9 protein-coding genes and 1 tRNA gene are annotated in these 13,089 nt (G+C 73.3%); 4 read left to right on the top strand and 6 right to left on the bottom strand.

The genetic code is table 11. From position 1 onward, the window contains the following. Nucleotides 1-21 precede the first annotated feature (21 nt). From QIS96_RS10705 to QIS96_RS10680, 6 genes are all read right to left on the bottom strand, one after another. Nucleotides 22-660: a class F sortase gene (locus QIS96_RS10705; protein ID WP_282542239.1), complete on the bottom strand. Its 639-nt coding sequence runs from the start codon at nucleotides 658-660 to the stop codon at nucleotides 22-24. A 70-nt stretch (nucleotides 661-730) separates the two neighbouring features. Further along, nucleotides 731-1,285, bottom strand: a complete 555-nt coding sequence (locus QIS96_RS10700) for a hypothetical protein (protein WP_282542238.1) — start codon at nucleotides 1,283-1,285, stop codon at nucleotides 731-733. A 220-nt stretch (nucleotides 1,286-1,505) separates the two neighbouring features. Then, entirely contained in the window at nucleotides 1,506-1,910 is a 405-nt protein-coding gene (locus QIS96_RS10695; RefSeq protein WP_282542237.1) for a VOC family protein, read from the bottom strand. Between the two features lie 180 nt (nucleotides 1,911-2,090). Further along, a complete protein-coding gene (locus QIS96_RS10690) occupies nucleotides 2,091-4,079 on the bottom strand; it encodes a serine/threonine-protein kinase (RefSeq protein WP_282542236.1) in 1,989 nt (662 codons plus the stop codon). 102 nt (nucleotides 4,080-4,181) lie between these two features. After that, complete coding sequence (locus tag QIS96_RS10685; protein WP_282542235.1) at nucleotides 4,182-5,969, bottom strand: protein kinase domain-containing protein; 1,788 nt, start codon at nucleotides 5,967-5,969, stop codon at nucleotides 4,182-4,184. A gap of 173 nt (nucleotides 5,970-6,142) precedes the next feature. Further along, nucleotides 6,143-6,215: transfer RNA gene (locus QIS96_RS10680), tRNA-Arg, on the bottom strand. A 307-nt stretch (nucleotides 6,216-6,522) separates the two neighbouring features. Between QIS96_RS10680 and QIS96_RS10675 the strand changes: the two genes are divergently transcribed. The 4 genes from QIS96_RS10675 (at nucleotide 6,523) to QIS96_RS10660 (ending at nucleotide 12,918) form a co-directional block, all read left to right on the top strand. Then, complete coding sequence (locus tag QIS96_RS10675; RefSeq protein WP_282542234.1) at nucleotides 6,523-8,136, top strand: dynamin family protein; 1,614 nt, start codon at nucleotides 6,523-6,525, stop codon at nucleotides 8,134-8,136. A gap of 350 nt (nucleotides 8,137-8,486) precedes the next feature. Then, nucleotides 8,487-10,439, top strand: coding sequence for a GTPase (locus tag QIS96_RS10670; RefSeq protein WP_349017378.1), 1,953 nt, complete (start codon nucleotides 8,487-8,489; stop codon nucleotides 10,437-10,439). A 278-nt stretch (nucleotides 10,440-10,717) separates the two neighbouring features. Then, on the top strand, nucleotides 10,718-11,299 hold the full coding sequence (locus QIS96_RS10665; RefSeq protein ID WP_282542233.1) for a single-stranded DNA-binding protein: 582 nt from the start codon (nucleotides 10,718-10,720) through the stop codon (nucleotides 11,297-11,299). 209 nt (nucleotides 11,300-11,508) lie between these two features. Then, complete coding sequence (locus tag QIS96_RS10660) at nucleotides 11,509-12,918, top strand: Cys-Gln thioester bond-forming surface protein (protein ID WP_282542232.1); 1,410 nt, start codon at nucleotides 11,509-11,511, stop codon at nucleotides 12,916-12,918. Nucleotides 12,919-13,089: the final 171 nt, after the last annotated feature.

The following is a 13,089-nucleotide window of genomic DNA, read 5'->3' as shown; positions in this document are numbered from 1 at the left end:
GTGACTTGAGGTCCTGGTCGGCTACTTGGTGCCCGTAAGGCGGGCGTACACGACAGTGTTGCCCTGGTACGTGCCGGTGCTCCTGGAGTACGCCCCGCCGCAGGTGATCACCCGCAGCTCGGGCCGCTCCGACTGCCCGTACACCCGCGCGTCCGGGAACGCCTCGCCCGGCACCAGCTCCACCCGGTCGACGGTGAACACCGCGGTACGCCCGTCCTCCCGGTCCACCTCGACCTTGTGCCCGGTGCGCAGCGCGCCCAGCTTGTAGAACACGGCGGGCCCGGTCGCCGAGTCCAGGTGGCCCGCGGTGACGGCCGTGCCCGCCGCACCCGGCGACGTACCGTCCTGGAACCAGCCCGCCAGCTGCGGCAGATCCCCCGGCGGCACGTCGAGACTGCCGTCGGGCAGCAGCCCGAGCCCGATGATCGGGGCCTCCACCTGGATCGCCGGAATCCTGATCCGCACCGGCCGGGACGCGGGCATTGCCTCGATCGTCCCGCCGGCCGCGTCCGCCCGCTCCGACGCGGCGGGCGGCCGGGGCGGCTGCGCCTGCGCCCGTACGCCGTCGGCCATCAGCCAGGCGCCGACCAGCACACCGAGCGTGGTGAGCCCCGCGAGCGGAGCCTTGATCCGGGGCAGAGGACGGTACGAGGAGGCCACGGGCGCTCACATCCGTAACTGAGAGGTGGACGGTGGGCTGGGCGAGGGACGGGGGCCCGGGAGGGGGGGCTCAGCCGTGGGTGCCGCGGTTGCGGCGTCGGCGGATCAGCCATGTGCCGCCCACGCCCACGGTCAGCGCGAGCGCCGCGCCTGCGGCGATCTGAGTGCCCGCGTCTTCTGGTGCGCCGCCGCCCAGACCGCCTCTGACCTGGCCGGTGGGGGAGGTGGGGCGCGCGCTGGGGCTGGTGGACGCGCTGGAGGAGCTCACGGTGACGCGCTGGGCTCCGGCGGAGTCTCCGCCCTGGCAGACGACCTGCACGACGTAGGTGCCGGGGCTGACGCCCTGCCATGAGGCGCTCTTGGTGGTGCCGCCCGCGAGGGAGACCTTCTCGCCGTCGAGGAAGTTGGTGTTCCCGCTGGCCATCAGATAGGCGTCGCCGCCGTCGGGGCAGGAAGTGGTGGTGACCTGGACCGACGTACCGGTCGCCGTCACATTGATCTGGGTGGGCACTACGAGCGGGCCGGAAGCCGCGAAGGCGGGGCTCGCGACGAGGGCGAGCGGCGCGGCGACGGCGGCAGCGGCGACGAACAGACCGGAACGCGGGGATATTCGACTCGTACGCATGCGCATGTCCTCCACCGAAGCCCGGGAGGCGGCACCCCCAAGGTGCCACCGGATCAGGGGAGGTCCCGTGCTCCGTGCCACCGAGCCAAGGTGCTCGACGCCCCTCGCGCACGCGGGGGACGCCGAGCGGTGGCTGTGCGGGTGACGCGCTCAGCCAGATGGCGGCACGCGGACTCCGGAGGTCCGGCCCTCACGAGCCGGGGCCGTGCCGAATCCGGCCTTATGAGGCGGTTTCTTGCTCGGCGGGAAAGGTGTACGGCGCGGAGATGACCTCCATGCCGTGGCCCACGGGGTCCTTGAAGTAGACGCCGCGGCCGCCGTGGTTGTGGTTGATCTCGCCCGGCTGCTTACCGTGCGGATCGGCCCAGTACTCGATCCCGGCCTTCTCGATCCGCGCGAAGACGCCGTCGAACTCCTCCTCGCTGACGAGGAACGCGTAGTGCTGGATCGTGATCGACTCGGCGGGGACGGATGCGAAGTCCAGAGTGACGCCGTTGCTCGTGGTGGCGGGGACGAACGGCCCCCATTCCGTCCCGACCTCGAGACCGAGGATCCGGGCGAGGAACTCGGCGGAAGCCCGGTTGTCACGGGCGTGAACGATGGTGTGGTTGAACTCGACTGCCATGCGGGGAATGCCTCCACGGGCACTCACGGGCACCTCCACGCTCACCCGGCCGGTGACCAACGCGCGATGCCGTGCCGGGGAGCTTAGGGCGGCGCGGCTCCGCCCGTCCAGCGTTTTATGTCCCGGCCGGCCACGCGCGGGGCGGTCTCGCGCATCGCCCCGCCACGCCGCCGCGGACGCTCACACTCGCGTGTACGTCAGCGTCGAGCCGTCCGTGAACTCCCGTATCAACTGGCCGTTCTCCGCCCGCAGTTGAGAGGAGGCGCCGGTGACGCACGCCCCCGAGGAGGCGGCGCGGTCGACGGCGGGCGGGGCGAGGCGGACCGTGGCGTCCCGGCCGCCGGCGGAGACCAGGTCCATGCCGGCCTCGCAGTGCTCACCGCCGCCCTCGGAGATCATTCTGGCCGCGGGGCTGCCGACCGCTTCCTGCGTGACGGTCATCCGCTGCGTGCCGCCGTTCGCCAACTGCCGCTGCCAGGTGCCGAGCAGCGCCTGCGGCAGCCGCTCGGGCCCGGTGATCCGGTGCAGTACGGCCGAGCGGCCCGCGGCCTCCCAGCGCAGCGCGTCCTTGCTCTCGGCGATCAGGGTGTGCGAGCCGAGGGCCGAGCAGCTGCCCTCGGGCACGCTGCCGACCACCTTCGTGTCGAGCCGCAGCGAACTGCCGCCCGAGGCGCGGCCGGCGAGCTTGCCGTCGCTCTTGCACTCGTAGTTCCGGCCGAGGCTGATGCTGTTCGCCACGACCTCGCCGTACTGGCCCTCGCTGATCTCGAACCGCCGGAACTGGCCGCTCGGCTGCCCGTCCCGCAGCACCTCGCCCGCCCAGGTGCCGACGAAGCCGCGCGGCACGTCGGAGGCCGTGCCGCCACCCGCCGGCCCACCGGAAGGCTTCCCTCCGCCGAGGGGCGGCCACCCGGCGGCGGACGCGGCGAACACCGCACCGGCCACGACGGCCACCCCGGCGACCGCGAGGACGAGCTTGCGGGCGGCGCGCTTCTTCGGCCGCTCCGGCGCGGGCCTGCCGGTGCCCTCCAGCTCGGGCTTCGGCACCGACTCCGACTCCGACTCCTGCTCGGGCCCCGGCTCCGGTGGCCTGGCCACGGTCGGCTGCGGCAACTTCAGCGTCCCCGCCTCGACGGGAGCGGGAGCAGGGGCGGGAGTGTGCGGAGGCGTGGGCGTGGCTTGCGTGGGGGCATGCGTCCGGGCCGGGGACGCCATCGCCGTCGCGCGCGGCGGGGTGTCCGTGTCCAGCAACTGCACCGCGCGGCGGCCGAGTTCGGCGATGAGCTGGGCGGGCAGCCAGGGCGGCGTCGACGTACCGGTCGCGACCGGCTGCACCTGGCCGATGACGTCCTCCGGCCGGGCCCGCGCCGTCGGGTCCTTGACGAGACAGCCCTCGATCAGCGACCGCAGCGGTTCCTCGATCCCCGCCAGATCGGGCGCCTCCTCCGCGATCTTGAACATCACCGCGTGCACCCCGCCGGACCCGCCGCCGCCGAACGGCGCCCGCCCTGTCGCCGCGTATGCGAGCAGCGCGCCCATGCAGAACACGTCGCTGGCCGGGGTGAGTTGCTCGCCCCTGATCTGCTCCGGCGACATGAAGCTGGGCGAGCCCACCACCATCCCGGCGCTGGTGAGCGTGGACTCGGGCAGGGAGTCCAGGGCCCGCGCGATGCCGAAGTCGATGACCCGCGGCCCGTCGATCGTCACGAGCACGTTGGACGGCTTGAGGTCACGGTGCACAAGGCCCGCGCCGTGGATGTCGAGCAGCGCGCTGGAGAGCCCGTACGCCAAGGTCCGCACGGACAGCTCGGGCAGCGGTCCGTGGCCGCGCGGGGAGACGACGTGCTCAAGGGACGGCCCCGCGATGTACCCCGTCGCCACCCAGGGCGTGTCCGCCTCCGTGTCGGCGTCGAGCACCGGGGCCGTCCACCGGTCGCCCACCCGGCGGGCCGCCTCGACCTCCAGGCGGAACCGCTCCCGGAACTCCGGCTCCGCGGCGAGCTCGGGCTTGATCAGCTTCACGGCGACGGTCCGGCCGCCCTCGGAACGCGCCAGGTGGACCCGGCCCATGCCGCCCGTGCCGAGGACGTGGAGCAGCCGGTACGGGCCGATCCTGTCGTCGTGCTCGGGCGCGGCCTCGCCCGGGAACCCCGCCGCGTGTCCTGCCATGTGCTCCCCCTCAGTTCGTCCTGCCACCCCACTCTCTGCCACGAAGGTCACGAGTCGGCTGCCGAGTGGCGTCTGTTTGACGGGCGTCTCGGCCCGCAGGGCTCAGGTTCTACTGCGCAGCGCCGTCCAGGTGTTGGGCCCGACCACGCCGTCGACCTCAAGGCCCTTGGCGCCCTGGAACTTCTTCACGGCGGCTCTGGTGTCCTCCCCGAACTGCCCGTCCACTCCGGCGCCCCCGATGCCGTACCCGCGCTTGCTGAGGATGCACTGCACCTGCACCACGCGCTGCCCCTTGTCGCCGAAGCGGGTCAGGGCGGTGCCCGAGTAGTACGTGCACTGCGTGATCCACGGGGGCTTCGGTCTGGTCGGCTTCGGCGTGGCGGTCGGCGGCCGGGGCTGCTGGCTCTCCTCGCCGCCGGGCTTCCCCGATGCCGTACGGGTCGGGCTCGCGGGGCGGGTGCTGGACGCGGTGGCGCTCGGCGAAGCGTCCCGGCCGCCCCCGTCCGCGCTCGGCGAACTGCCGCCCCGCGCGGTGTCGGTGGGGGGCGGCGAGACCAGTCCGGACTCGCCCCCGGGCCCTGGAGAGTCCGGGGCGCTCACCGAACCGGCGGGCTCGGGACCCGCCTCGGTCTCCGGATCGCCCTGCCGGGTCAGCAGGAACGCGGTCAGGGCTACGGCGACGACGGCGAGCGAGGCGACCACCGCGAGATACATCCGCCGCTTCCGTCCCCGCCCGGCCGGCACGTCGTGCACGTCCGTCTCCCGCGGCAGCGTGCCGCCCGGCGCGGGCCCCGGCGTGGGCTCCTGCGGGGGAGCGGCCGGCGGCGACGCAGGCCCGGACGCGGCCACGGCAGCCGAACCGAAGCCCCCGGCACTCGCCCCAGGTCCGGCGGCCCCCGTACCGGCTGCCGAAATCCGCAGCTGCACGGTCTCGTCCACCGGCACCTGGCTGAGCACTTCGCACGCGCGGCGGCGCTCCGTCACCTGGGAGTGCAGCGGCTCGTGCCACCGCCCCGGCCAGGGGCGAGCGGCCGCGGCCTCGCTCAGCCCGCCCGGCGTGGGCCGCAGTCCGGCCTCCTTCGACAGGCAGGCGGAGAGTAGATCCGCCAAGTCCGGGTCCACGGCGACGAGTTCCCCTATGACGTCCGCGTACGGCTCCTCGAACGCGACGCGGTGCATGACGTCCACGCCGGTGCCGTCGCCGAACGGGGCGCGGCCGGTCGCCGCGAACACCAGCGTGCAGGCCAGCGAGAACACGTCCGACACGACATCGGCCCGCCCGTCCCGCAGCCGCTCGGGCGACATGTACGCGGGCGTGCCGACGGCTTTGCCCGTGGTGGTGATCGAGCTGGCGTCGGCGGCCTGCGAGATCCCGAAGTCGATGACGTACGCGCCGTCCGCGCCCAGGATCACGTTGGACGGCTTGAGGTCCCGGTGCACGACCTGGGCGGCGGTCAACTCGTCCAGGGCCCGGCCCAGTTCGCCGACGAGCCGCCACACCGCGCTCGCCGGGAGCGGCCCGAACTCGTGCACGGCCTCCGACAGGTTCGGCCCCGGCAGGTACTCGGTGGCCATCCACAACAGGTCGGAGTCGAAGCCGGTGTCGAGCAGCCGCGGCGCGTGCGGACTGCGCACCCGGGCGAGCACGGCCGCCTCCCGCTCGAACCGCCGCCGGAACTCGACGCTCTCCGCGTACTCCGGGCGGATCACCTTGACCGCGGCCAGCCGCTCCGGGCCCTGCCTCGTGGGCCGCGCGAGATAGACCCGCCCCATGCCGCCGCTGCCGAGCAGCCCCAACGGCACGTACGCCCCGATCCGCACCGGGTCCCCGCTGCGGAGCCGTCCGGCCCCGGCCATCCCAAGCGCCGCGTCCACGTCCCGCCCCGGCATGACACCCCCCGCGCCCTCGGCCCTCACCCTCTTCGCGAGGCTATCGCAGCCGACTGACAGCTCTGGTTGCGTCGGCGCAGGGGTCGCCGGGGGAGGGTCCGGCTCCGCTTCGCACCGGTCCGTACGCGCCCCGCCCAGCAAAAAGCCCCTCCCGAAGGAGAGGCGATGGAAAGCGCCCCCGGCAGGACTCGAACCTGCGGCCAAGCGCTTAGAAGGCGCCTGCTCTATCCACTGAGCTACGGGGGCCGGATTGCGGCCGTGGCCTGGAGCCCGGATGTGGGGGTGATCCGTGACCTTGCCGGGGACAAGGATAGGGCTCCGGTGTCCTAGTCCCGGTTGCTTCGCCTCCGCGGCGCGATGTGGAGGTTCGGTGAAGCGGTCCCGATAATCGCAGGCGAGTACGAATTTTGCAGCGGTTTTGGCGTCTCGCGCCCCGGGTGTTGTGCACTCGTTATGCCTGTGCCCCCTCTCGTCCCCTCTGTCTCAAGTGTCCGACCGGCGCGCAGGGGCTCATATCCTTCAGAAAGCCTCCAAAATTGGGCATTCTTCGCATGTGGTGACCTTGGACGTACGGCCTCAGCTGCTCGATGCACTCTCCGCCCTGCGCGACCGTGTCGCCTCCGCACGCTTTCCGCTCCCATTGACAGGCGCACCACGCGCGCGTGCCAACCGGGACGAGCTTCTCGCGCAACTCGACGACTATCTCGTGCCCCGACTGCGGCAGCCCGAAGCTCCGCTCCTCGCGGTCATCGGCGGATCGACGGGGGCCGGCAAGTCGACGCTCGTCAACTCCCTCGTCGGGCGGCAGGTCAGCGAAGCGGGGGTGCTGCGGCCCACGACCCGCACGCCGGTCCTCGTCTGCAACCCGGAGGACCACCACTGGTTCGCCGGACTACGCGTACTGCCCGAGCTCACCCGCGTATGGAAGCCGCAGGAGGACGAGCGGCGCGGCGGCCGCCGGGAGCCGCACCAGGGCGGCCGGCCCGGCGAGCGCGTGCTGCGCGTGGAGACCGCCGCCACCCTGCCGCGCGGCCTCGCCCTCCTCGACGCCCCCGACATCGACTCCCTCATCGCCGGAAACCGCGCACTCGCCGCCGAGCTGATGTGCGCCGCCGACGTCTGGGTCATGGTCACGACCGCCGCCCGCTACGCCGACGCCGTGCCCTGGCACCTGCTGCGCACCGCCAAGGAGTACGACGCGACCCTCGTCTCCGTACTCGACCGCGTGCCGCACCAGGTCCTCGCCGACGTGTCACGGCAGTACGGGGCGCTGCTCACCAAGGCCGGACTCGGCGAGGTGCCGCGCTTCACGATCCCCGAGCTGCCCGAGTCCGCGGGCGGCGGCGGCCTGCTGCCCGCCACGGCAGTGGCGCCGCTGCGGGAGTGGCTCACGCACCGCGCCCAGGACCCCGTCGCCCGCCTCCAGGTCATGAGCCGCACCGCAGCCGGTCTCCTCGCCTCCCTCGACTCCCGGATGCCGGAGCTCGCCGGCGCCGTCTCCGCCCAGTACGCGGCCGCGCTGCGCCTCACGGCCGCCGTCGACGGGGCGTACGACCGTGAGCACGCGCGCGTGAAGGGGCGTCTGCAGGCCGGTGGCGTCCTCGCGGGCACCGCGCTCAGCCGGTGGCGGAGCTACCCCCTGGACTGCAGCTCCGGCGAACTGCTCGACGCCATCGTGGACAGCCTCGCCGCGCTCCTGCAGTGCTCGGTCTCGGCGGCCGACCAGCGCATCGACGAGCAGTGGTCCCGCGAGCCAGCGGCGAGCGCGCGCGAGCTCGCCGTGCGCGAGGCGGACACCGAGGGCGCCGAGCACCGCATCGGCCTGGAGGCGCGCAGATGGCGCCGGGTCCTCGAGGAGTACGTCGAGGAGGAGGTGCGCGGCCAGGAGAACCCGCCCGACCCCGAAGCGGTCACCGCGCTCCTCGCCACGGCCCTGCTCGGCGGCCGCAGGGCCCGTACCGCGGGGGAGACGCTGGCCGAGCGGATCGGCGCGCACGGGGCGCTGAAGCTGCGCGACCGGGGCGGGCGGCTGCTCACCGAATGCGTGGAGAAAGTGCTGCGCGCCGAACGCAACCGCAGGGCCGCCCCGCTCGATGCCCTCGACATCCAACCGGAATCGCAGGCCGAGCTGATCGCCGCGCTGTCCGTACTGAAGAAGGAGAGGTGACCGCGGTGACTGCCGTCACTGATCACACCAGCGGCCAGGAGCCCGCCGAGCCGACGGGGAAGGGCGCCTCTTCCAAGCGTTCCGGGGCGAGTTCAGGCACTGACGCGGCGGGCGATTCGGGCGTTACACGCTCCAGGGCGGGCTCCTCGGGCGGTTCCGCGACGCACGACGACTCCGCCGCGCCGGCCGGCTCGAAGCGCGCTCGCAGGTCACGAGCGGGACGACGCGCCGCTGCCGAGGACGCACCGGAAGCGGACGACAAGGGCAAGGGCAGCGAGGACGGGGGCGACAGGGACGCGCGCGGCAAGGAGAAGCCCGGCAAAAACCGCACTACAAAGGAAGCGAAGGAAGTGCAGGGAGCGTCGGATCGGCGCCACGCGCGCGTGACGAGGCCCGGCGGCGACGGAGCCGAAGGGCGCGCCTGGGACGACGGCCTGATCGCCCGCCGCGTCGGCGACGCACCGGACAGCGCCGAAAGGCGCGACGGAAACAACGGCCACGCGCGCGAGGAGTTCTTCGACCAGCACGGGCAGGACGCACACAGCGGCAACACCGCGCACGGCACCCCGAACAGCACCGCGTACGAGCCGGAACTGCGGGCGCGCCTCGACGCGCTGCGGGAGCTGGTCGGCCTGTCCCGCACCCGGCTCGACGGGCAGACGCTCGCCGAGGCCGGCCGGGTCCTCGACCAGGCCGCCGCGCGGCGCGGGCTCTCCGACCGGCACACCGTGGTCGCCATCGCGGGCGCCACCGGCAGCGGAAAGTCGACGCTGTTCAACGCCCTTGCCGGGGTGGCCATTTCGGACACCGGAGTGCGGCGTCCCACCACCGCGGCCCCCATCGCGTGCAGCTGGACGGACGGCGCCGCAGGCCTGCTCGACCGGCTCGCCATCCCGGGCCGCCTGCGCCGCAGGCCCCTCCAGCACACCTCCCAGGGGCCGGGCCTCGACGGCCTGGTCCTGGTCGACCTGCCGGACCACGACTCGGCGGCCGTCGAACACCGCGAGCACGTGGACCGGATCCTCACCCTCGTCGACGCCGTGATCTGGGTCGTCGACCCGGAGAAGTACGCGGACGCCGTGCTGCACGAGCGCTACCTGCGCCCGATGGCCGGTCATGCAGAGGTCAGTTTCGTGGTCCTCAACCAGACCGACCGCCTGCCCGGCGACGCCGCCGACCAGGTCCTCGACGACCTGCGCCGGCTCCTCGACGAGGACGGCATCGCCCTGGGGGAGCACGGCGAACCGGGCGCCACCGTGCTCTCGCTCTCCGCACTCACCGGCGACGGGATCGGCGAACTCCGGGAAGTGCTCGGCCAGTTCGTGGCCGAGCGCGGCGCGGCCGCCCGCCGTATCTCCGCCGACCTGGACGCCGCAGCGGCCCGGCTGCGCCCCGTCTACGCGGCGGGGCGGCGCATCGGGCTCAGCGAGCGGGCGCGCGAGGAGTTCTCCGACCGGCTCGCGGACGCGGTCGGCGCGACCGCCGCAGGGCAGGCCGCCGAGCGCGCGTGGCGGCGCAACGCGGGCAAGGCCTGCGGCACCCCGTGGCTGCGCCTCTGGCGCTGGTACGAGGACCAGCGCTTCCCGCTGCTGCGCGCGAAGCCGGCGCCCGCACCTCCGGCCGACGAGGAGGCCACGGCACGCCAGCGCGTCGAGCAGGCGGTGCGCACCGTCGGCGACGAAGCGGCGGCCGGCCTTCCGGCGCCCTGGGCGCAGTCCGTCAAGGAGGCCGCCGCGCGCGGCTCCCAGGGGCTCCCGGAAGCCCTCGACGAGCTGGCGCTGACGGCCGCGAACCCGGCTCGCCGCCCCCCGCGCCCCGGCTGGTGGCCGCTCGCGGTGTTCGCCCAGGCCTTGATGACGCTGCTCCAGATCGTCGGCGGAGCCTGGCTGTTGGGGCAGGTCATCGGCGTTTTCCCGCCCAACCTCGGCTCGCCCGTGCTGCTCATGATCGCCGGCATCGTCGGTGGACCGGGCGTCGAGTGGGCCTGCCGGATGGCGGCGCGCGGCCCTGCCAGGCGGTACGGGATCGAAGCGGAACGCAAGCTGCGCGAGGCCGCTGCCGCGTGCGGGCGCGCGCAGGTGCTCGACCCGGTCGCGGCGGAGCTGCTGCGCTATCGCGAGGTGCGTGAGCAGTATGTACGGGTCACCGGGGCGGTGGCCGCGGGGCCGTCGGTGGCGCTGGGGTCGCTGGGCGCGGCCGGGGCGCTGGGCTCGGCTCGGCCGGCGGGTTCCGGCGGCTCGGGCGGGGGCCGGGGAGCGGAGGCTCACGATCGGGTGACGGAGTTGTCCACAACCGGCCGGTAGTCCACAGGTCGGAGCGGGCTCGGCCCGCAGGTTGCAGTCTGAGGTCGCGGCGGATCGCCGGTCGACCTCCGCGAAACCTGCGGTCCGGGCCCGCAGTCGTGTCCGGACGCGAGCACCTCCGAGAAGCGAGCACGTGCGGGACACGGACACCTGCCGGACAGGGACACCTGCGAGACACGAACACCTGCGAGACACGAACACCGAGAAGCAGCCGGGCCCTTGGCGGGCGCGGCGAGGGAGCCGGCCTGCGGGCGCGGTTCAGGGAGGGGACGAGAGAGATGAACGAGACGATGGTGACGCTCGTGGGGAACGTCGCGACGAAGCCGGTCTTCCGGGAGACGCCGAACGGCCCGGTGGTGCGCTTCCGCCTGGCCATGACCTCCCGGTTCTTCGACCGCGCGACACAGGGGTGGAAGGACGGGCACACCAACTTCTTCACCGTGTGGGCCTGGCGGACGCTCGCGGCCAACGTGGCCTCGTCGGTCTCGGTCGGCGAACCGCTGCTGGTGCGTGGCCGGTTGAAGGTGCGCAGCGAGGAGCGCGGCGGGCAGGCGTGGACGTCGGCGGACATCGAGGCGTCCGCCGTCGGGCACGACCTGTCCCGAGGAACGTCCGCGTTCCGGCGTACGGGCAGGGTCGTGACCGAGTCGCCTGCGCGTGCGGCACAGGCCGGGGGTGCGGGCACGGAGGGTTCGCCGGACTGGTCGGGAGCCGTCGTGGCCGGCGCTGCGTCAGACCCGATGACGGAGCATCAGGATCCTCTCGGTCAGCCTGTTTCTGGAGCTCAACTGGCAGATCAGGAGCCCAAGTTCGAGCTTCCGGCGCCCGGGGCGACACGGGAGCCGGAGCCTGCCGGCTAGGGCGGTCTGGGGGGTGATTTGTCGATTGGAGCAGGTCACAGTCGTATCCGGCGATAACGATTCCGAGTCGGAACGGTTATCTGATGGCATGACAGGGATAAGGGGTGCGCGCGCCTCCATAGGATGCCGGGCGTAACTCACGGGGCAGTTGATGCTGCTGGCGGGACCGAACCCCCCATGCGAACGGGTCCCGCCCGGAGGGGAATTCAGTGTTTTCTTCGTTCTCAGTACGCCGGCGAGGCGCCGCCGGCCTCGCCGTCGCGGCACTCGTGTCCGGTCTCGTCGCCGCGGGCGCGACCGTGGGTGCGAGCCCGGCGGCCGCCGACGACGCCCCGCAGCACCAGGGCGGCGCGACCGCCACCCTGGGCGGACTGAAGACCTACGGCCAGGCCGTCATACGAGAAGGCGGCGAGCGGCAGCGCATAGCCGCGGGCCTCTTCGAGATGGCCGTGGACGACGGCGGCATGCTGCAGACGTACTGCATCGACGTCCATAACCCGACCCAGAAGGACGCGAAGTACCAGGAGACCCCCTGGAGCGCGACCTCTCTGAACAGCAACTCGCATGCGGGCAAGATCCGTTGGATCCTGCAGAACTCCTACCCGCAGGTGAACGACCTGGCGGCGCTCGCCAAGAAGGCCGGCGCCCGCGGGCTTACTGAGGAGGCCGCGGCGTCCGGCACCCAGGTCGCCATCTGGCGCTACTCCGACGAGGCCGACGTCGAGGCCCTCGACCCGCAGGCCGAGAAGCTCGCCGACTACCTGGAGAAGAACGCCCGCGACCTGCCCGAGCCCAAGGCGTCCCTCAGCCTGGACCCGCCGGCCGTGTCGGGCAGGTCCGGCGAGCGGATCGGCCCGGTGACCGTGCGCACCAACGCGCAGAGCGTCACCGTGGCCCCGCCCGCCGACGCCGCCGCCAGCGGCGTGAAGATCGTGGGCAAGGACGGCGAGCCCCGCACCACGGCGGCCAACGGGCACCAGCTCTTCTTCGACGTGCCCGAGGACGCCGAGGCCGGCACCGCCGCACTGACCCTGCAGGCCTCGACCACCGTCCCCGTCGGCCGGGCCTTCGCGTCCGAGACCAAGAGCCAGACGCAGATCCTGGCCGGGTCCAGCGAGTCCACCGTGTCCGCCACGGCCACGGCGCACTGGGCGGAGAAGGGCCCGATACCCGCGCTGTCCGCACAGCGGAACTGTGCCAAGGGCGGCGTGGACATCACCGCGGCGAACAAGGGCGACGAGCCGTTCACGTTCCAGCTCATGGGCGCCAAGCACACCATCGCGGCCGGTGACGCGCAGACGGTCACGATCCCGCTGCAGGAGGACCAGGCCTACGACTTCACGATCACCGGTCCGAACGGCTACGAGAAGCGCTTCAAGGGCGTCCTCGACTGCCGGACCGCAGGCAGCTCCGGCGGCGACAGCTCATCGCCGGCCCCGCAGCCCAGCCCGGCCTCCGCGGGCGGCACGGGCGCGAACGACGGCCCGGACCTCGCCGAGACCGGCAGCTCCAACGCCACCCCGATGATCGCGGGCATAGCCATCGTGCTCGTCGTCGTCGGCGGCGCCGCGGTGTTCCTGCTGCGCAAGAAGAAGGACGAGGCGGGCGAGGGCGAGTAGTGCCTGTGTGACTCTCCGAGCACATCGGCCCCGTCGCTCACGCGCACGGGGCCGATCCGTGTCCCGGCCCCCGCCACGGACCGCCCCACACCCCAGGGCGGTCCGGTTGCTCCCGGTTCGCCCGCCGGCCGGTGTGAGACCGGTTTCCGCCTGACGGCAGCCGTCAGGCAA

The sequence above is a fragment of the Streptomyces cavernicola genome, from assembly GCF_029968035.1.
Classification (GTDB): Bacteria; Actinomycetota; Actinomycetes; order Streptomycetales; family Streptomycetaceae; genus Streptomyces; species Streptomyces cavernicola.
Note: the sequence above shows the minus strand (reverse complement) of the source record. Positions and strands in the feature narration are given on the sequence as shown.